Consider the following 19,450-nt stretch of genomic DNA (forward strand, 5'->3'; position numbering starts at 1 on the left):
AGCCCCAGAAAACGAAGCGGGCGAGGCCAGGGAAGGCAAGCCTCGCCCGGCACGTACGCTGGACGATGTAGAAACTCGTCGCGATCAGCGCATTGCCTCCGAAGGCGAAAATGACGGCGGACGTATGGAGCGGGCGGAGCCGGCCGAACGTCGTGTACTCGAAATTGAGATTGAGCACGGGAAAGGCGAGCTGGAGCGCGATGTAGAGCCCCGCCAGGAACCCCGCCATGCCCCAGAATACGGTCGCGATGATGCCCCAGCGGACCGGATCGTCGTCATAGCGGCTCTCGTCGGGCCGTGGTGCCGCGCCGCGCGCGAGCGACGCGAAATCCGCCTTGTTCGCGGTCGCGAATGCCGCGATCAGCGCGGCGGCGACCACGATCCACATATGGATGGCGAAGCCCGAATCCGCGGCCGCTGCGGCGGCCACAAAAGCCAAAAACGCGACGATCAACCAACCGCCGACCTTCATTGTCAGAGTTTCCATGCGCCCTTCCCTTTGCAAAGCGTGCCCCGCTCATAGGGGGCATGGCATCCGACTCTTTGATCGGAATCAAGAACCGGGCCGGGACAGGCGCTCTTTCCGTCGTCATAGAAAAAATCAATGAAAATCCCGGGACTTGGGAAGGATGCGGACATTGCGCGGATGGCCGCGATTGCGCAGGGCAGCGGAGCCGCGCCCAGCCTGGGGATGCGCGACCTCGTCGGCGGGCGAGAGTGCGGGTTCGGCGACATGTCCGTCCGAAAGCCGGTCGAGCGCATCCGTGTGGTCGACGATATGCGCCGCCATCAGATGGACGACGCCTTCTTCGCTGCGCTGCACTTCGCCGTGAATCACCATGAGGCGCGAGGCCATGACCGGGCGGCGCAACCGCTCCATGTGCCGGGCCCATAACAGCGCGTTGACGATGCCGGTCTCGTCCTCGATCGTGATGAAGATGGCATTGCCCTTGCCCGGCCGCTGGCGGATCAGGACGACGCCGGCCGCCCTGACCTGGGCCCCGTCCTTCGCCGCGTTGACGGCCGCGCAGCGCAGCACCTCTTCCCGGTCGAACAGCGGGCGGAGGAACGCCATCGGGTGCGCCTTCAGCGACAAGCGGAGCGTCTGGTAGTCGGCGACGACATGTTCGGCGGCTTGCATGGCGGGGAGTCTCGGATCGGGTTCTTCCCGAAGTTCGCGCATATCGGCATGGGCGAAAAGCGGCAGCTCGCCACCTGGCATGCGGCGCACCTCCCACAGGGCGACGCGCCGGTCCTTGCCGATCGAGCGGCAGGCGTCGGCATCGGCGAGCAGGCGCAGCGCCCGGCGCGGCAGGTTCGCGCGGCGGGCCAGGTCCTCGATCCCCGCGAAGCGGCCCCGGGCGCGCGCGGCCTCGATCCGCCCGGCCCATTCCTCGCGGAAGCCGTCGATCTGGCGCAGGCCGAGGCGCAGCGCGAGCGCGCCCTCCCCCGCCGGTTCGAGACTGCTGTCCCAGGTGCTGGCGTTGATATCGGGCGCGCGCACCTCCCCGCCATGCTCGCGGAGATCGCGGACGAGCTGGGCCGGCGCGTAGAAGCCCATCGGCTGCGCATTCAGCAGCGCGCAGGTGAAGACCGCCGGATGATGGCATTTGATCCAGCTCGACACATAGACCAACCGCGCGAAGGACAGCGCATGGCTCTCGGGAAAGCCATAGCTGCCGAACCCCTCGATCTGCCGGAAGCAGCGCTCGGCGAAATCGCGGTCGTACCCGCGCGCCGCCATCCCCTCGATCATCTTCTGCTCGAACTGGTCGATCGTGCCGACATTGCGGAAGGTCGCCATGGCGCGGCGCAGGCGGTTGGCGTCCTCGGGCGAGAAATCGGCGGCGACGATGGCGAGCTTCATCGCCTGTTCCTGGAACAGCGGCACGCCGAACGTCTTGCCGAGCACGCCCTTGAGCTCGTCGGGATCGTGCGGCGGATGGGGCGAGGGATAGTCGACCGGCTCCTTGCCCGAACGCCGCCGGAGATAGGGATGGACCATGTCGCCCTCGATCGGCCCGGGGCGGACGATCGCGACCTGGATCACCAGATCGTAGAATTCGCGCGGGCGCAGCCGCGGCAGCATGTTGATCTGCGCGCGGCTCTCGACCTGGAAGACGCCGATGCTGTCGCCTGCGCAGAGCATGTCGTAGACCGCCGGGTCCTCGTGCCGGATCGTGTCCAGCTCGTAATCGCCGAGCCCGTGCCGCCGCATCAGATCGAAGCTCTTGCGGATGCAGGTCAGCATGCCGAGCGCGAGGATATCGACCTTCATCAGGCCGAGCGCGTCGATATCGTCCTTGTCCCATTCGATGAAGGTGCGGTCCTCCATCGCCGCATTGTGGATCGGCACCAGCTCGTCGAGCCGCCCCTCGGTCAGCACATAGCCGCCGACATGCTGGGAGAGGTGGCGCGGGAATTCGAGGATCTGGTCGACCAGCGCCTTCAGCCGCGCGATCTCCGGATTGTCGAGGCTGAAGCCGGTCTCCGCGATCCGCTCCGCCTCCATCTCGCGCGCATAGCTGCCCCAGACCGTGCTCACGAGCCGGCTGGTCACGTCCTCCGACAGCCCCAGCGCCTTGCCGACCTCGCGCACCGCGCTGCGCGGCCGGTAATGGATGACGGTCGCGGCGATCCCGGCCCGTTCGCGGCCATAGCGGCGATAGATATACTGCATCACCTCTTCGCGCCGCTCATGCTCGAAATCGACGTCGATATCGGGCGGCTCCCGGCGCTCCCGCGACACGAAGCGCGAAAAGAGCAGGTTATGCTCGACCGGATCGACCGATGTGATCCTGAGCAGGTAGCAGACGATCGAATTGGCCGCCGATCCGCGCCCCTGGCAGAGGATCGGCGGATCCTGCGACCGGGCGAACTTCACGACATCGTGCACGGTGAGGAAATAATAGGCATAGTCCTGGTCGCGGATCAGCGCGAACTCTTCGTCCATCAGCGCATGGGCTTTGGCCGGAATGCCGTCGGGCCAGCGCTCCTTCGCCGCCTCGAGGACGATATGTTCGAGCCAGTCCTGCGGCGCCCAGCCCCTGGGCACGGGCTCGTGCGGATATTCGTAGCGCAGATCGTCCAGCGTGAAATCGATGCGGGACAGCAGGTCGCCCGATGCCGCGATCGCCTCCGGACAGGCGCGGAACAGCCGGGCCATCTCGCCGGGCGGCTTCAGGTGCCGCTCGGCATTGGCGGCGAGCAGCTTTCCGGCATGGGCGATCGTCACACCCTCGCGGATGCAGGTCAGCACGTCGTGCAATTGGCGATGCCGCGGGGTCGCATAGAGCGCGTCGTTGGTGGCGAGCAGCGGCAGGCCGAGGCGCGCGGCGAAGGCCGCCAGCCTTTCCAGCCTGCGGTGATCGCGCCCGCTGCGCGGCATCGTCGCACCGATCCAGAGCGCGCCCGGCGCCGCATCCGCGAGACAGCGCAGCGCGCTTTCATGGTCCGCATCGGCCATCGCGATCAGCAGCAGGTCCTCGCAATGATCGAGCAGGTCCCCGAGCTGGAGCAGGCAATCGCCCTTCTCCGCCCGCCGGTTGCCGACCGTCAGAAGGCGCGTGAGCCGCCCCCAGCCGTGGCGGCTTTTGGGATAGGCGACAATGTCCGGCGTGCCGTCGACGAAACAGAGCCGCGCCCCGACGACGAGCCGGAACCGAAAGGCGGCGCGCGCCTCTTCGGGCAGATCCTCCAGCGCATCGCGAAGCGCGACATGCGCGCGGACGACCCCGGCCACCGTGTTGCGGTCGGCGATGCCGATGCCCGCCATGCCCAGCGCGACCGCCTGCCCGACCATCTCGCCGGGATGCGAGGCGCCGCGCAGGAAGGAATAGTTGGTCGCGGCGACGAGCTCGGCGAAGTTCATGGCCATGACCTCGCTCTCCCTCCGCAAGAGCAGGGGGAGAGGGATTTGGCAGTTAATCCCTTGCGACAAGGATTCGTCATTGCGAGGAGCGGAGCGACGAAGCAATCCAGAGCCGCACGCGCCTCGCCAGTTGCTCTGGATTGCCGCGTCGTCTGGCGGCTCCTCGCAATGACGACCTGAATTGCAATGTCGGTACGTGGCGCAAGGAAATAAACATCGCGGGATTTAAGGGACGGTCCCGATCGTGACCTGCTCATGCGAACAGCCCGTGCAGATACCAGCGGGGATCGGCTTTCTCCCGGCCGAACAGGCCGTGACGGAAGACCCAGTAGCGCCGCCCGGCCGCATCCTCGATCCGGTAATAGTCGCGCGTCAGCCGGGTGCGGCCCAGCGGGTCGCGGCTGCCGTGCCACCATTCCGAAGCGATGCGTTCGGGGCCCTCGTAGCGCACCACCTCGCGCAGCTTGCCCCGCCAGCGGAAGCGGTGGGGCGGCCCGTCCGGCACCTCGGCGATCACGCTGATCGGCTCGGGCGGATCGAACAGCTGCAGGGGGCGCAGGGGCGGCTCGCCGGGTTCGGGCACCGGCCAGGACATGGAAGCCGCGGCTTCGAGGGCGGGCACGGCGATCTGGCCCCGTTCGGGAATATGCGTATCGCCGGGGCGGAACCGGTGTAGCCGGTCGCGCCCGAACCGCGTGCTCAGCCGGTCGAGCAGTTCGGCGACCGCGCCGTCCCGCGCCTCCCGGCCCGTCCCGCCTTCCAGGCCCGGTTGGCGCGGCGCGAGCGGCTCGGTCACGGGCACCGCCAGCTCGACGCAATCGAAGCCGAAACCCGGATCGAGCGGATCGGCCAGCGCCCCGATCCGCTCGTCGAAGAGCCGGCGGATCGCCGCAAGATCGCGCGTCGGCAGCCCGGTCTCGACGCGGAGCGCCCGGGTGCGGCCGTCGGTCCGGTGGAACAGCGCCGTGAAGCGCCGCCCGCCGCGATCGCGGCGCGCCAGCGCTTCGATGGCCTCGGCGATCAACTCTTCGAGCACGGCCAGCGCATAGTCGCTGTTCGCCACGGGCTCGGCGAAGCGGCGCGCGACGCGGATGCGCGGCTCGCGGTATTCGGGGTCGAGCGGGCTCTCGGCCTCTCCCAGCAGGCGTTCCAGCGCCAGCACCGCCACCGCCCCGAACCGCGCCGCGATCGCCGCGCGCGGCCGGTCCGCTACCGCGCCGACCGTCTTGAGGCCCGCGCGGCGCAAGCCGAGATCGCTTTCGGGATCGAGTTCGAGCGCGGCGACCGGCAGGCGGCGGATCGCGGCGGCTTCCCCTGCGCCGTCTCCGCTGCCGTGCCGGGCCAGCGCATGGGCGGACTGGGCGGTCGAGCCGCGCGCGGAACGGACGGTCATGCCGATCGCTTCGAGCCGCGCCGCCGCCGTCCTTGCCAGCGCTTCCTCGCCGCCGAACAGATGCGCGCAGCCGGTGATGTCGAGCAGCAGCCCGCCGGGCGGATCGGCCGCCACCATCGGCGTGTAGCGGACGCAGTCCCGCGCCAGCCGGTCGAGCCAGTACGCATCGGCCAGCGGATCATGGTCGTGGACGGCGAGATCGGGCACCCGCGCCCGCGCATCGGCCAATGCGAGGTCTGGCGCGAGGCCCAGCGCTTCGGCGACCGGATTGACCGCCATGAGGCGCATCGCCCCCTTCACCTTCTCGACGAAGGCGAGCGGCCCTTCAGGCGCGGACGGCAGCCGCCCGCAGATCCGCAGCCTGTCGGCCGGCAGATAGGGAAACCAGAGCGCCAGGAAGCGCCGGCGGCCGGTCCGTCCCTTCGGCGGGTTCCCGGACTGCCTCGGAGCCCGGATCGGTGAAGCGCCGCCGGTCACGATCCCATTCCAGCCGCCAGCTTTGCCCGGCCGGCCCGGCGCGGCGGCGCAGCAGGGTCAGGTCGAAGGCCGGGATGCCGGGCGCATTGGCCGCGAGCGGACGGGACGGCGCGGCGCGCACCGACCAGCGGGTGTCGGCGGTGCTCGGCGCCGGCGTGCCGCCCGGGCGCAGCATCAGCGCGGTGACGCCCGACCGCTCGGCCGCCAGGGTCAGCCGGCGGCTGGCCATCAGGTCCAGCAGATGCGGATTTCCCCAGCATTCGGCGACTACCGCGCCCAGCCCGGCGCACCGCAGCGCATCGGCCGCGCAGCGCAGCAGCGACAGCGTGTCGGGAACGGTGGCGAGGATAAGCGCCGCCGGGTCGCCGCCCAGCTCGGCCAGGCCCGCGGCATGGAAGCGCCCGCCGCGCCGCCCGGCCTCTTCGGTGCGCAGCCAGAGCAGCGGCTTTCCCCCGCCTCCGTCCTGCGCGAGGATGCCGAGCATCGCGGCGAAACCGGCCGCCGCGCCGCCATCCTCGGCGTCTTCCGCGAAAATTTCGTGCAGCTGTCCATGCCGCAGACCTCCATCGAGATAGGCGTCGAGCGGCGCATGGCCCAGGGCCAGGACGCCGGACGCGTCTTCCCGCGCATCGCCGGACCCATGGTCCGCCAGGCGCGCCCGAAGCGCGGAGAGGATTGGAGCCGACTCACGCATAATCGTTCTTGTTTTGTTCCATACTGGCAGGAACGATGGACGAGTCAAGCGCCCGGCGCCTCCGGACAGTTGTTGGCCTGCCCCAGCAGCCGATGAAGCGGACTGCATTATCGAGGCTGAGGATGTTTCACGTGCGCACCCGGCATATTCGCGCTACGCGATCTGAAGTTGAAGAAGCCGTATGGGTCGGCTGTTTCCTTTCGGTTCGCATGTGTCGGTAAAGCTCTGCTTCATCTCGGCCGATCCACATCTATCTCCGAGGTCTCTGGAGAAAAGGGCTGGAGGAATGAACAATGCTGAAATCCATGAAGGGCCCATCAAGTCTCATTGCGAGCAGCGTGCTGATTGCGGCATGCCAAGCGATACCTCCAAGCGATAATCCGAGACTCGACGCGGTCAGTTGTCCCGCAGACGGTTATCAATCGCTTGTCGGCGCCCAGCTGGCGGCGGTCACGCTTCCAGCCGGACTAGTCATGCGCGTGATCAATCCGGGCGATGCCGTAACGCAGGATTATCGCCCGGACAGGATGAATGTCGACCTGGACGAACGCGGGGTCATCACTCGGGTATATTGCGGTTGAGGCCAGCCGGATGACCGGGCCTTCGTGCCCGTTGCGGCAAAATTCGGCGGCGGCTAATGGTCGGGCCGATCGCTATCACCGTTTCGATTCGAAAGGAATCCCGGTCATGGGGACCGAGGGTATCAGTGCGGTTTTCGAACGCGAACGCGAAGCGCTCCGCCGCTTTCTGCTGGCGCGCGGCGCCGGAGAAGAGGCCGAAGACCTGCTGCAGGAACTGTGGGTCAAGCTGCATAATTCCCCGACCGGGCCGATTGCGGACGCCCGTTCCTATTTGTTCCGGGCGGCCAATAATCTCATGATCGACCGGGCGCGCATGACCCTCCGGCGGAAGAAGCGCGAACAGGACTGGGATTTCGCCAATCACGGCGACCAGGCCGGCGTTTCGGCCATCCCGTCTCAGGAGCGCATACTTATCTCGCGCGAAACCCTGGGTCGGGTGCAGGAGGCACTCGACGCCTTGGGAGAGCGGCCGGCGGCCATATTCCGCCGCCATCGGATCGACGGGCTTAGCCAGCGCGCGATCGCGGAGGAAATGGGCCTGGGACTGAGCACCGTCGAGAAGGATCTGCGCAAGGCGTATCGCGCGCTGATCGATTTCCAGACGCGGTTGGATAAGGAATAGCGGCAATGGCGACGTCTTACCCAAGAGGGACTGACCATGAACGCTCCTGAGCGACAGATTGAAGACGAAGCGATCGGCTGGATCGTCCGCATGCGCGAACCCGATTTCGCGGACTGGGACGGCTTTACCCGATGGCTGGAGCAGGACCCGCGCCATAATGGCGTCTATGAGACAATGGCGCTCGCCGATGAGGATAGCGAGCCGCTCGTGGACGCCCTGAAAAATCCGCCCGTATCGCCGCTCGACCGCGGCATCGCGGAGCCCGAACGGCCTGTTTTCAAGCGACGGGCGGTGCTGGGCTTCGGCATTGCCGCGTCGGCAACCGCCATCGTCGCGGGCTATACGTTGCTCGATACCGGACCCGCGCTCACACAGGTCGCGACGGCCGATGGCGAGCGCCGCAACGTGACGTTGGCGGACGGCAGCCGGATCGCGATCAACGGCGGAACCCGGCTCGTCTATGCAGCCGATGGCCGTTTCGCGCGGCTCGATCGCGGCGAAGCGCTGTTCACGGTCGTCCACAACGATGCCGACCCGTTTATCGTCGAAACCGGCGGGACCGTCCTGCGCGACGCGGGTACGATATTCAATGTCGCGGCGCGCGAAGACGTAACCGATATCGCCGTCTCCGAAGGGGCCGTGATCGTGAATCCGGAGCGCCAGGCGATCCGTCTGGATGCGGGGCAGGCCCTGCAAATCGCCGAGGGCCGGCTGCTGCGCCGGGATGTCGCGCTCGGCGATGTCGCGAGCTGGCGCGAGGACCGGCTGATCTATCACAACATGCCGCTGCCGGTCGTCGCATCCGATATCTCGCGCAACACGGGCGTGCCGATCGCGGTCGCGCCCGATCTTGCGACCGAGCGGTTCACAGGGGTGCTTCGGCTCGACGAAGATCCGAACCGCTTCGTGCCCACGCTGGGCCGCCTTGTCGGCGCCGAAGCGCGGGAGAGCGAGACGGGCTGGACCTTGTCCAGGGGCTGAATGTGGGGGGGCTCGTCAGACTGCTAGTCGGTGCGCTGCTGCTGGCATGCGCCGTACCCGGGCAGGCCTCGGGCCGCGTCGCAATCGACATTCCCGCCGGCCCGCTCGGCCGGAGTATCACAATCCTGTCGGACCAGGCCGATATCAGCATCGCGCTGTCCGACCCGGCGCTTGCACTGCGATCGGCACCGGCGGTGCGGGGGCGGATGACCGCGCGGCAGGCCCTTGTCCGGCTGCTCGAAAACGCTGCTGCGCGCCCCACGCTCGTCGGCGACCGGGCCTGGCGCATCACGCCTGCCGTGCGGCAGCGGGCACCGATACCGGCGCCGGCGCCGGCCCGCGCGCTTGCCCCGGCACCTACCGTGGTTCCGATCGAGCCGATCGTCGTGACCGGGTCAAAGCGCGATCTGTTGCTCAGCAACTATCCCGGCACGGCCAGCGTCCTGATCGGCGACGCACTGAACATCGGCGTGCCCGGGCGCGGTACGGAGGCGATCGTCGAGCGTTTCGCGACCGTGTCCTCCACCCATAGCGGCCCCGGCCGCAACAAGCTCTTCATTCGCGGCATCGCCGATTCGAGCTTTCTCGGACCGACCCAGGCGACGGTCGGACAATATCTCGGCGATATGCGGCTCAACTATAACGCCTCGGATCCGAACCTGCGGCTGTACGATATCGAACGCGTGGAAGTGCTCGAGGGGCCGCAGGGCACGCTCTATGGCGCGGGCGCGCTCGGCGGCATCATCCGCATCGTCCGCAATCCGCCCGAACTGGACGTATTGGCGCTTGAAGGTTCGGCGGGTGTCTCGCTGACCGAGCATGGTGATCCGAGCATCGACGGGGGCGGCATGGTCAATATCCCGCTCGCACCGGGCCGGGCGGGCTTGCGCCTGATCGGCTATGGCGCGCTGGACGGCGGCTATATCGACGATCTGGGCCGCGACCGCGAGGACGTGAACCGCGTGACGACCTATGGCGGGCGGGCCAGCCTGAGGCTGGCTCCGGCCGAGGGCTGGACGATGGATATCGGCGGCGTGTTCCAGACGATCGACGGGCGCGACAGCCAATATGCCGATCGTGGCGCGCCGCCGCTGACCCGGACGAGCGCGATCGCCCAAGGCTATTCGAACGATTTCTTCATGGGCGACGTGGTCATTTCCCATGACTGGGACGAGATGCGCTTCACGTCGTCGACCGGGATTGTCCATCAGCGGCTCGAAGAGCGTTTCGATGCCACGCGGATCGGCGGGACGCCGATGACCTTCGATCAGGAGCGACGCATCCTCCTCGTCTCGACGGAAAACCGTCTCGCCAGCCGGTTGCATGACGGCTTCGGCTGGGTTGTCGGCGCGAGCCTGCTCCACAACAGGGTCCGGACCGAAAGGCTGTTCGGCCCGGCCCGCGGCCCGATGGATGCGACCGGGGTCCGCAACGCCATCAACGAAGGCACTTTGTTCGCCGAGATTTCTTTCCAGCCGGTCGACCGGTTGACGGTCATAGCCGGCGGCCGTTTCAGCCATGCGCGGCTCAACGGAAAGGGGCTCAACGTGCAGGCGCCCGCCTCCGCGCTGACCGATCCGGGCGAACGCTCGGAAACATCCGTCCTGCCATCGGTCGCCGCGATGTTCGAATTGTCATCGGAATCGACATTGGTCTTCCGCGCGCAACAGGGTTTCCGCCCGGGCGGCCTCGTCGTGCGCGACGATTTCATCCAGCGGATCGAGAATGACCGGGTGACGACGCTGGAGTTCGGCGTCCGCCATGGTTCGCGCGAGAGCGGACGGTTCGATATCGCCGCAACCGTCGCCTATTCGCGATGGACGGATATCCAGGCCGATATCGTCGATTTCAGCGGCTTTCCGACGACAGCGAATATCGGCGACGGCCGCATATATACGTTCGACGCGCGTGCCGGGTGGCGGCCGATCGACGGGCTCGCCTTCGAGGCCGGCTTCTTCGTCAACAACAGCAAAGTCGACGAACCGGTGTCCGGGATCGTGCTGGCGCGCACCGACCGATTGCCCAATGTCGCCGATGTCGGGGCGCAATTGTCTTTCCACTATACCAGGCCGCTATCCGAGCGATTGACGCTGAACCTGTCGGGAACAGCACGCTATGATGGCGATTCCCGCCTCGGCATCGGACCGATCCTTGGCGAACCGCAGGGCGATGTGGCGGAAGCCGATCTTTATGCACGGATCGGCACGGAGCGATATGGCGTATCGCTCGGCATCGCCAATCTGTTCGATACGGTCGGCAATCGCTTCGCCGTCGGAACGCCGTTCGCGCTGCCCTTCCGGCGGCAGGTTACGCCGCTGCGCCCGCGCACGGTGCGTCTCGGTTTCGACGCGCGCTTCTAGAATAGAACAGAAATTTCGCGCCGGCATAAGGCTGGCGGCCGCGCATGTCGTCTTCTCACCGAAGGGCCGGAGGAAAGCCTTCCGCCTCCCGGACAAGAAGGGACTGTGTTTATGCGTATGTTACTCGGCTGCACCTGTCTTACGCCCATCCTCGTGCTGGGCCATCCCGTTCAGGCCCAGACGGTCATCGATACCGCGATCACCAATCCGATCCGTACCTCGACGGTCGATGACGGTGAGCGTGACGACATCCGGATCACCGAAGATGGCAGCATCAGGCCGAGCTCCGGCACCGCCATCACCATCGACAGCAACAACGATGTCGACAATGAAGGAACCATTGCGATCCGCGGCGCGAACAATGCAATCGGCATCCGCGCTCTGGCCGGGAACAGCGGCGACATCATCAACGACGGCGCCATCACCATCGACGAGGATTACACGCCCGAAGACGATGATGACGATGGCGATCTCGACGGTCCATTCGCCCAAGGATCGGGACGCTACGGCATCTTGATCGAAGATGGCGGCACCTTTCGCGGCGATGTCGACAATAGCGGCGTCATCACCGTCGAGGGCAATGAATCCGGCGCCATCGTAATCGAAAGCCGGCTCGAAGGGGCGCTCGACCATAGCGGGACGATCTCCGTCGTCGGCGACAACAGTTACGGCATCCACGCGGTCGAGATCACCGATACGGTGACGATCGTGGGCGGCGTCAGCGTCCGCGGTGAGGATTCCATCGGCGTTGCGCTGGACGGCGATGTCGGCGGCCGGGTGACGTTCCAGAACAGCGTCACGGTGACCGGCTTCCGGACCATTCCGCGCCCGTCCGACACCGACGATCTCGACGCGGACGATCTGTTGATCGGTGGCCCCGCCGTCCGGATCGCCGGCAATGTCGATGGCGGCATCCTGTTCGACGCCCCTCCCCCCGATCTCGACGAAGATGACGATGATGAGGACGATGACGGGATCGACGACGGCGAAGAGACCACGACCGTCATCCTCTCCCAGGGTTCGGCAGCGGCGGTCGAGATCGGATCGGCGGACACCGATATCACGATCGGCGCGCTGGCCGACAATGGAGATGGTCACGGCATCGTCGTCCGCGGAATCATCACCGGTGACGGGATCTATGAGGATGTCGATGCCAACGGGCTGATCATCGGCGGGCGTGGCGGGGCTGTCGATATTGCCGGCGGCATGCGCATCACCGGCCGGGTGCGGGCCGTATCCGATGGCGGCAATGCGACCGCGCTGCGCCTGGGTGACGGGACGACCACTGAAGAGATCATCGTCAACGGGGAAGTGTTCGCCGCCGGCGGCTCGGATGCGGCAAGTCTCGTCCGGGCGATCACCATCGATGCGGGCGCGTCGGCGCGGGAAATCCGCAATAGCGGCACCATCGTTGCGGAGTCGGATGGCGACGGGCGCGCATTTGCCATTCTCGACGAGTCGGGCAACGTCGACACTGTCCGCAATACGGGCGCGATTATTGCGCGCGGCGGCGAGGGCCGCCGCCACACGGCGATCGATCTACGCAACAACAAAGACGGCGCCACGGTTCGCCAATTGCTGCGCGCCAGCGATGCCGATGCGCCGCGGATCGTCGGCGATGTCCAACTCGGCGACGGCGATGACCTGTTCGAGGTTGCCGCGGGTTCGGTGACCGGCGACATCATCCTGCGCGCCGGCGACGACAGGCTGATCCTCGACGAAGACTCAGAGGTTGAAGGCGATGCCGATTTCGGTGCGGGCGACGACGAACTGGTGCTCGCCGGCAGCTCCCGTTTCGATGGCGATGCCGATTTCGGCGATGGTGCAAACCGGCTGAGTCTCGCGGGCGAAGCGGTGTTCAGAGGTGCAATCGCGAACAGCGGCAGTCTCGATCTCGTCATGGATGGCGGCGTGCTCGACGTGACCAATACGGGCACGATCGCGCTCGCCTCGATGACCCTTGGCGAGGGCAGCATGATCGGTGTCACCATAGACACCGAGGCCGGAACGAACACGCTGTACGATGTCGCGGGCACGGCCAGCTTCGGGAAGGATAGCGCGGTCATGGTCCGGGTGGCGAACCTCGCCGATATCGGCGGCGAAATCGTGATCCTGCGCGCCGGCACGCTCGAAGGTGCGGACAATCTGTCGCAGGATTCGGCGAACCTTCCGTTTCTTCTTCAAGGCGGGCTCAGCGTCGACGAACCGGCCGGCGAGATCAGCTTGGAAGTATCGCGCAAGCCGACCGAAGAGCTCGGGCTCAACGGCTCCCAGAGACGCGCCTTCGATGCGATCTTCGCCGCACTCGAAAATGACGAGGACGTTGCGGCCGCCTATCTGTCGATCTTCGATGGCGATGACTTCCGCACCGCCGTTCGCCAGATGCTGCCCGACCATGCGGGCGGCACTTTCGAAACGGCAATGCAGGGATCGCGCGCCACGGCCCGCTTTCTTGCCGACCCCTCCTCCGCATTTGCCGACCAGGGGGGCTGGGGCTTCTGGATCCAGCAGGTCAACTGGGGCACCTCGTCCGATTTCGGCGACACCGCGGCCTATGACATTCTCGGCTGGGGCATTACCGGCGGCGCCGAGATCAAGGCAGGGGAGATCGGCAGTTTCGGCGTCTCGCTCGCCTATCTGTACAGCGAGATCGACGACGAAGGCACGCTCAATACCGTCGATGCCGAGCAGTTCGAGGCGGCCGGTTACTGGCGTGGCCAATGGGGCGATTTCAGCGCCCATGCCCGGGCTTCGATCGCACAGATCGATTTCGACGGCCGCCGCGAATTCAGTGGCGAAACCGCGGATGAGGCGGTTGTCCGCCGGGCCCGCGGCGAATGGGACGGCCGACTATACTCGCTTTCGGCCGGCATGAGCTACGAGTTCGGCACGGGGCGCTTCCGCGTGCGTCCGGTCGCAACGATCGACTATCACAACCTGCACGAGGACGGTTACGCCGAAACCGGTGGCGGCGACGCTTTCAACCTGACGGTCGACGAGCGAACCAGCGACGAACTCGCGGCGACGGCGCGCCTCGTGGCCTCGCTTCATTTCGGCGACGAGAATCGTGCCGCCAGCTGGATGCGGGTCGAGCTCGATGGTGGCCGTCGCCAGATCCTGGGCGGCGATATCGGCGAGACGACGGCGCGCTTTGCGGACGGCGACGATTTCACGCTTGCCGCCGAAGAACGGACCGACGGCTGGATCGGCGCGCTGCGTGTGATCGGCGGTCGTGCCGGATTCTCGATCGGCGGTGAATTCAGCGCCGAAGAGCAGCAGGACCGCTTCGTCGTCGGCCTGCGCGCGTCGCTCCGAGTGGGTTTTTGAACGATCGGCAGGCGGTGCGTATCGATCGCCTGCCGTCGAGTCCTTGGCGATGACCGAAGTCTCCCTCGCACATGCCCCCCGCAGGAAGACTATCTCGGCATCGCCAAGGACGACCAAATGAGGCGTCGATCGAACCCGGTCGGGACGCGTGTGCGATCACGGAAACGATCCAGTGACGAGAGATAGATTTCTGATTGCCGTTGTCTTGATGATGATCTTCGGCGCGCCGACGCCGGAGCTAAGCCGTAAGATCTGCTGGACGTGCGGCGAGGCGGAAGCCGACACGCCCGACCACCCAACTGCCAATTATTGCAGACAACTCCCCATTTATCACTGGCGATATTGAGGCACTATGAGGCGCGGCACCGCTACCCTCGACCAGCGGCACCGCTGTTGGCAAAGGCCGGCTAATCTTGCAGGTTTCTTCGACCAGTCCACTCGCTTGCGCCGGGCCCCTGTGAGGCCAATCAGCGGCGGAGAACGGATAGCCAGCGTCTTCTGTTTCGAATGATACTGGTAATACATGCGCCAGAGTTTCGAACCGCTCGGCGTGGCCAGCGGATAGAAGCGGTGACGATCTCAAGCTTGTATGGCTTGGCCCTGGGCTTGGCGGTCCGGTCCTTGACGTCCGTCGGCATGACCTTTCTCCAAGGTACCGCATTTTCAGGATCGATACCACAAATGTCCACGCCCGTTCATGGGTTCGGCGCGAACGGGAGAAAACGGGTCTCTGGCGGAGAGGGCGGGATTCGAACGCGATAATCAAATGTTTGTTTTGTTTGAATTTATTTTAGCACCGATCTCGAAATACCATGATAGACGCCACGAAATTCGGTCTGGTAGCTCTCGTTTAGTCAAAATCGGGCGGAGCTTGCCCTGTTGCGAGTATTAGCCTTCTGGCGGAGCGACGGTGCAGCGTAGTCCTACCAGATCCGAAGATACGGTGATCTGACAGCTGAGCCGGCTTTCAGGGCGCGAATGCAGTTGATCGTCAAGCAGGTCGGCCTCCTCGCCGGTTCGTTCGCCGACGCGATCGATCCATTTCGGATCGATATAAACATGACAGGTCAGGCAGGACATTTCTCCACCGCAGACTGCCTCGACGTCGATATCGTTATCACGCAACGCGACCATCAGCGGTTCGCCCTCGACGGCATCGACACGATGCTCTTCGCCCTCCCGGTCGACGGCGATGATCGTCACCATAGCATTGCCTCCTTCACCAGATCTCAGCGAACGAGCCTGATTGAGCATGTTTCGAGGCCGTAATTCAAAAGGCCACCGGTCTGACGGAGACGCGGCGCCGAACCCGGTTCGATGGCGCTATAGCGGTCGAGAATGCCGTTGAGCATCTGCGTCGCCTCGTTCCGGGCGATGCCCGAGCCCATGCAATGATGGACGCCGTGGCTGAACGTCAGATGTCGGCCGATATTGGGGCGTTTCAGAATAAAATCGTTCGGTCGCTCCCAGATGGCGGGGTCGCGGTTGCCGGATGCGAAGAAGATCGCCACCCAATCGCCTTCGCGAATTTTGGTGCCGCGTATCTCGGTATCTTCGGTGCAGACCCGATGCAACCGCTGAACAGGACCATCGCGGCGCAGGCTCTCTTCAATGAACGGCCGGATCAGCGAACGGTCTTGTTTAAGTTCATCGAAGAAATGCGGTTCCTCGACCAGCGTATCGATCAGATTGCCGAGCAGATATCCAGTCGTTTCCGCTCCGGCGACGACAAGCGTCACGCAGAAACGGATCACTTCCTCCTTGGTCAGCATATTGCCGTCCGCCTCGGCCTGGATGAAGGCCGACATCAGATCGTCGGGCACGTCCTTGCCGGCGGCGATATCGGCATAGCGCTGCTCGACCGCGTCCTGATAATAATTCCACAGCTCGATATTGCACTGATTGCGCTCTTCCGTGGTGAAGTCGGACGTCACCATGAAAGCGTTGGCCCAGCGGCGGAGCAGCACATGATCTTCCTCGGGCGTGCCGATCAGCTTGGTCATCACCAGCGCGGGAAGGTCGGGCGCGAGATTCGCCATGAAATCCACCTCGCCTTCGTCTTCCTTGTCGAGCAGCTTGTCGACGACGCCCTGCATCCAGGGTGTGATATCGGCCTCGACCCGTTTCGGCTTGAACGCGATCTGGGCGATCTTGCGCAACTCGGCGTGGCGCGGATCGTCGTGATTGACGAGCATCAGCGTCGGCGCGTCGGACTCCTCCTGCATGATATCGCGCGAGGAGAATATTTGCGGCTTCCGGCAGACTTGGATGATGTCGTGGTATTTGAGCACGACCCAGGCTGGATAGGGCTTGTCCTGACCGGGCACAGTGCCGGGCGGATAGTCTTCGAGGCCGAACTGGATCGGCTTGTCGCGCAGTGCGTCATAATAGGGATAGGGATTGGCAATCACCTCGGGCGAATAGAGATCTTTCGCTTTGAAATCGTCGAGACCGGAAGCAACTGTCACGCTGGCCATGATCGTAAAATCCCCTATCTGAATGTTATCCGTGCTTGAGCAGAAAGCGCGAAACGCGCTCGAACGTGCGCCCATAGGGCGGCCGCAGCGCGCCGCCGATATCGAACCGGCTTTGCCGGTAGATGGCGCGCGCATGGCTGAATTGCTTGAAACCGTCGAAACCGTGATAAGCGCCCATGCCGCTCGCGCCGACGCCGCCGAACGGCAGATTATCGATCGTATAGTGCATGATGACGTCGTTCATCGTGACGCCGCCCGACTGCGTGTTTTCGAGCAAGGCGCGGGTCTCGCCATCGTCAGAACCGAAATAGTAGATGGCGAGCGGGCGCGGCTGCTGCTGCATATAGGCGAAAACATCGTCGAGATTGCGGTAGCTCTTGACCGGCAGAAGAGGACCGAAAATCTCCTCCTGCATTACGTCCATCTGCTCATTAGGCCTGAGCACCAGTGTGAGCGGAACGAGATTGTCGTTGCCCTCGCCAAGCCAGTCGAAGCTAACGATCTCCGCGCCTTGTGCGCGCGCGTCGGCAATGTAGCCCCGCAACCGCTCGGCATGGCGATCATTCACGATCGAAACGAAATCGGCCGCCTTACGATTTTCAGGTGCAGTCTTGCGCACGGCATCTTTGAGAGCCGCGACGAAATCATCAATTTGGTCTTCGGGCACGAATACATGATCGGGCGCGAGGCAGATCTGGCCGGCGTTGAGCATCTTGCCGAAGATCACGCGTTCCGCTGCAAGCCGCATATCGGCGCCCCTGCCGATCAGCACGGGCGACTTGCCGCCAAGCTCCAGCGTTACAGGTGTAAGATTGTCGGCCGCCGCGCGCATAACATGCTTCGCCACCGCTTCGCCGCCCGTGTAGAGGAGATGGTCGAAAGGCAGCATGGTAAAGGCGCGGGCAACATCCGGTCCGCCATTGACGACGGCGACCTCGCCTTCGTCATAGGTCGCCGCCACTAGCTCCTCGATCAGCCCCGCGCAGGCCGGTGTTGCCTCTGACGGCTTGATCATCGCCCGATCGCCGGCCGCCAGAATGCCGGCAAGCGGCGCAAAACTGAGGTTGAATGGGAAATTCCAGGGGCTGATGCAGCCAACCACGCCGAGCGGCTGGTAACGCACCTCGGCGCGCGCTCCGGCCAGCCGGAACGGCGCGTCGACGGACCGCTTTTCAGGCTTCATCCAGCGTCCAACCCGTTTGATCGCTTCCTTGATCGGTTTGGCCGTCGTCACAATCTCGACGAAAAAGCTCTGTTGGGGTGAACGATAGCCGAAATCGGCCATGGCCGCGTCGATTATGCGCCGCTCGTTGGCGACAAGCAGGTCGAGCAATCGGCGCAGCCTGTCCTTGCGGACGGACACGGACGGATAGGTTTCAGCGAGAAAAGCCGCGCGCTGCGAATCGAGCAGTCGCTTCAAGCCATCCGCGCCTTCGGCGCTGACTGGATCGGTCTGTACGGAAGCGGATTGCGCGATATTCAACACTGCTCTCCTTACTGCCGATCCCGCGGACATGGACCACGAGCCGAATGCTCATTGTTCTCGGAATTTATGCTAGCTTAAGGACATTATGAGTCAATAGAAAATATGTCTTATAGACATTGTTTCAATTGCTGTCTGTTCCGCTATGCTCATGCAATGCAATCGGATCGGGCCGCAGGATGGCCCGTTCTGAAAAAGCCTGGAAAGCGAATAATGACAAAGGCCAAAGACCCCGCACTCGCGTATCTCGACCTGTTTTTTCCCATCCACTACATTGTCGGCATGCAGATCGAAGATACGCTGCGCAGTGGCGTATTGACGCGCCAGCAGGCCTGCATTCTCTGGACGATCCGCGTTCAGGGCGAGAATGGCCAGATGATGCGCCGCAAGGACATCGAGAAGGCGATGGCGTCCTGGTACGAGGTCACAAGCTCGGCGATTTCCAAATCGATAAGAGCATTGACCAAGCCGCCTCTGGACCTTCTCCAGATTTCCGAGGACCCGCGCAGTGGCCGGGAGAAGCTCGTCCAGCTCACGCCGCGCGGGCGAAAATTCGTCGAGGGAATGATCCGTAACGGTGTCGGACTCATGGATATCATGATCGAACGGCTGACGGACGCGGAAATCGCGAACGGCATCCATTTTCTGACCCGCGTGACCGAAGTGTATCAGGACATCCGGGAAGAACATGGCGATCGTATCAACGAGGTGGCGGCACAGTCCGCCGCCTGACCCCTACCACGGCAAACGCGTCAACGCTCCGGCGTCTCGACATCAGCGCACACGAAGGCCGCCTTGGCGCTATCCTGAAAGTCGCGGAAGCGGATCACCTTGCCGTCAGCGACGTCGATCACGTGGACATAATCGGAATCATAGACCCGCCCTTTGGCGTGCAGCTTGAGCGTGAGATGCCCGACGACCGCCGACTTACTGCCATCGACGATGAATTCTTCTTGCCGGAAATCCTGAATCTCAACATCGTTGGCGACATGACCGAAAAATATGCGGCACTTCTCCTTGCCGCGGAAAATGCCGGCAAAGGGGATAGCCGAAGGGCCATAATATTCGATCGTGCAATCGTCGGAGAGTATATCGAATAGCGCATCGAAATCGCCGCCGTGAATGGCTGCATAGAAGCTGTCTACAACGGAACGAGTATCGTCATCCATCGTCATTCTCCTCAA

Annotated in this window: 14 protein-coding genes; 6 read left to right on the top strand and 8 right to left on the bottom strand. The window is 64.5% G+C overall.

Annotation, left to right across the window (positions count from 1 at the left end):
* From ACTS1Z_RS10970 to ACTS1Z_RS10985, 4 genes are all read right to left on the bottom strand, one after another.
* Positions 1-487 (bottom strand): cbb3-type cytochrome c oxidase subunit I (locus tag ACTS1Z_RS10970; RefSeq protein ID WP_442624503.1); only part of this gene is annotated, 487 nt, incomplete at its 3' end.
* A gap of 114 nt (positions 488-601) precedes the next feature.
* Positions 602-3,877: an error-prone DNA polymerase gene (locus ACTS1Z_RS10975; protein WP_442624504.1), complete on the bottom strand. Its 3,276-nt coding sequence runs from the start codon at positions 3,875-3,877 to the stop codon at positions 602-604.
* A 247-nt stretch (positions 3,878-4,124) separates the two neighbouring features.
* Positions 4,125-5,552, bottom strand: coding sequence for a DUF6504 family protein (locus ACTS1Z_RS10980; protein ID WP_442624505.1), 1,428 nt, complete (start codon positions 5,550-5,552; stop codon positions 4,125-4,127).
* Positions 5,553-5,589: 37 nt separating this feature from the next.
* Entirely contained in the window at positions 5,590-6,435 is an 846-nt protein-coding gene (locus tag ACTS1Z_RS10985; RefSeq protein WP_442624506.1) for an ImuA family protein, read from the bottom strand.
* A gap of 293 nt (positions 6,436-6,728) precedes the next feature.
* Between ACTS1Z_RS10985 and ACTS1Z_RS10990 the strand changes: the two genes are divergently transcribed.
* The 5 genes from ACTS1Z_RS10990 to ACTS1Z_RS11010 all read left to right on the top strand — a co-directional run bounded on the left by ACTS1Z_RS10990 (position 6,729) and on the right by ACTS1Z_RS11010 (position 14,306).
* Complete coding sequence (locus tag ACTS1Z_RS10990) at positions 6,729-7,016, top strand: I78 family peptidase inhibitor (protein ID WP_442624507.1); 288 nt, start codon at positions 6,729-6,731, stop codon at positions 7,014-7,016.
* 106 nt (positions 7,017-7,122) lie between these two features.
* A complete protein-coding gene (locus ACTS1Z_RS10995; RefSeq protein WP_442624508.1) occupies positions 7,123-7,638 on the top strand; it encodes an RNA polymerase sigma factor in 516 nt (171 codons plus the stop codon).
* A gap of 36 nt (positions 7,639-7,674) precedes the next feature.
* Positions 7,675-8,619, top strand: coding sequence for a FecR family protein (locus ACTS1Z_RS11000; RefSeq protein ID WP_442624509.1), 945 nt, complete (start codon positions 7,675-7,677; stop codon positions 8,617-8,619).
* Between the two features lie 2 nt (positions 8,620-8,621).
* Positions 8,622-10,979, top strand: a complete 2,358-nt coding sequence (locus ACTS1Z_RS11005; RefSeq protein ID WP_442624510.1) for a TonB-dependent receptor — start codon at positions 8,622-8,624, stop codon at positions 10,977-10,979.
* A 111-nt stretch (positions 10,980-11,090) separates the two neighbouring features.
* Positions 11,091-14,306: an autotransporter outer membrane beta-barrel domain-containing protein gene (locus tag ACTS1Z_RS11010; RefSeq protein WP_442624511.1), complete on the top strand. Its 3,216-nt coding sequence runs from the start codon at positions 11,091-11,093 to the stop codon at positions 14,304-14,306.
* An 888-nt stretch (positions 14,307-15,194) separates the two neighbouring features.
* On the opposite strand, the gene ACTS1Z_RS11015 is transcribed toward ACTS1Z_RS11010, so the two are convergent.
* The 3 genes from ACTS1Z_RS11015 to ACTS1Z_RS11025 are packed head-to-tail and all read right to left on the bottom strand — an operon-like array spanning position 15,195 to position 18,266.
* On the bottom strand, positions 15,195-15,512 hold the full coding sequence (locus ACTS1Z_RS11015; RefSeq protein ID WP_442624512.1) for a 2Fe-2S iron-sulfur cluster-binding protein: 318 nt from the start codon (positions 15,510-15,512) through the stop codon (positions 15,195-15,197).
* A 23-nt stretch (positions 15,513-15,535) separates the two neighbouring features.
* Positions 15,536-16,783: a cytochrome P450 gene (locus ACTS1Z_RS11020; protein ID WP_442624513.1), complete on the bottom strand. Its 1,248-nt coding sequence runs from the start codon at positions 16,781-16,783 to the stop codon at positions 15,536-15,538.
* Positions 16,784-16,808: 25 nt separating this feature from the next.
* The gene (locus ACTS1Z_RS11025; RefSeq protein WP_442624514.1) at positions 16,809-18,266 is read right to left on the bottom strand and encodes a coniferyl aldehyde dehydrogenase; all 1,458 of its coding nucleotides are present in this window, start codon (positions 18,264-18,266) and stop codon (positions 16,809-16,811) included.
* A gap of 213 nt (positions 18,267-18,479) precedes the next feature.
* On the opposite strand from ACTS1Z_RS11025, the gene ACTS1Z_RS11030 reads away from it, so the two are divergent.
* The gene (locus tag ACTS1Z_RS11030) at positions 18,480-18,998 is read left to right on the top strand and encodes a helix-turn-helix domain-containing protein (protein WP_442624515.1); all 519 of its coding nucleotides are present in this window, start codon (positions 18,480-18,482) and stop codon (positions 18,996-18,998) included.
* Positions 18,999-19,018: 20 nt separating this feature from the next.
* On the opposite strand, the gene ACTS1Z_RS11035 is transcribed toward ACTS1Z_RS11030, so the two are convergent.
* The gene (locus ACTS1Z_RS11035; RefSeq protein WP_442624516.1) at positions 19,019-19,435 is read right to left on the bottom strand and encodes a nuclear transport factor 2 family protein; all 417 of its coding nucleotides are present in this window, start codon (positions 19,433-19,435) and stop codon (positions 19,019-19,021) included.
* Positions 19,436-19,450: the final 15 nt, after the last annotated feature.

It is taken from the genome of Parasphingopyxis sp. (assembly GCF_052168295.1).
Lineage (GTDB): Bacteria > Pseudomonadota > Alphaproteobacteria > Sphingomonadales > Sphingomonadaceae > Parasphingopyxis.

Bases quoted from the DNA above. Each gene is read 5' to 3' on its own strand.
- ACTS1Z_RS10995 (WP_442624508.1), top strand. From the start codon at position 7,123: ATGGGGACCGAGGGTATCAGTGCGGTTTTCGAACGCGAACGCGAAGCG.
- ACTS1Z_RS10990 (WP_442624507.1), top strand. From the start codon at position 6,729: ATGCTGAAATCCATGAAGGGCCCATCAAGTCTCATTGCGAGCAGCGTG.
- ACTS1Z_RS10985 (WP_442624506.1), bottom strand. From the start codon at position 6,435: ATGCGTGAGTCGGCTCCAATCCTCTCCGCGCTTCGGGCGCGCCTGGCG.
- ACTS1Z_RS11035 (WP_442624516.1), bottom strand. From the start codon at position 19,435: ATGGATGACGATACTCGTTCCGTTGTAGACAGCTTCTATGCAGCCATT.
- ACTS1Z_RS11020 (WP_442624513.1), bottom strand. From the start codon at position 16,783: ATGGCCAGCGTGACAGTTGCTTCCGGTCTCGACGATTTCAAAGCGAAA.
- ACTS1Z_RS11000 (WP_442624509.1), top strand. From the start codon at position 7,675: ATGAACGCTCCTGAGCGACAGATTGAAGACGAAGCGATCGGCTGGATC.
- ACTS1Z_RS11030 (WP_442624515.1), top strand. From the start codon at position 18,480: ATGACAAAGGCCAAAGACCCCGCACTCGCGTATCTCGACCTGTTTTTT.
- ACTS1Z_RS10975 (WP_442624504.1), bottom strand. From the start codon at position 3,877: ATGGCCATGAACTTCGCCGAGCTCGTCGCCGCGACCAACTATTCCTTC.
- ACTS1Z_RS11015 (WP_442624512.1), bottom strand. From the start codon at position 15,512: ATGGTGACGATCATCGCCGTCGACCGGGAGGGCGAAGAGCATCGTGTC.
- ACTS1Z_RS11010 (WP_442624511.1), top strand. From the start codon at position 11,091: ATGCGTATGTTACTCGGCTGCACCTGTCTTACGCCCATCCTCGTGCTG.
- ACTS1Z_RS10980 (WP_442624505.1), bottom strand. From the start codon at position 5,552: ATGCGCCTCATGGCGGTCAATCCGGTCGCCGAAGCGCTGGGCCTCGCG.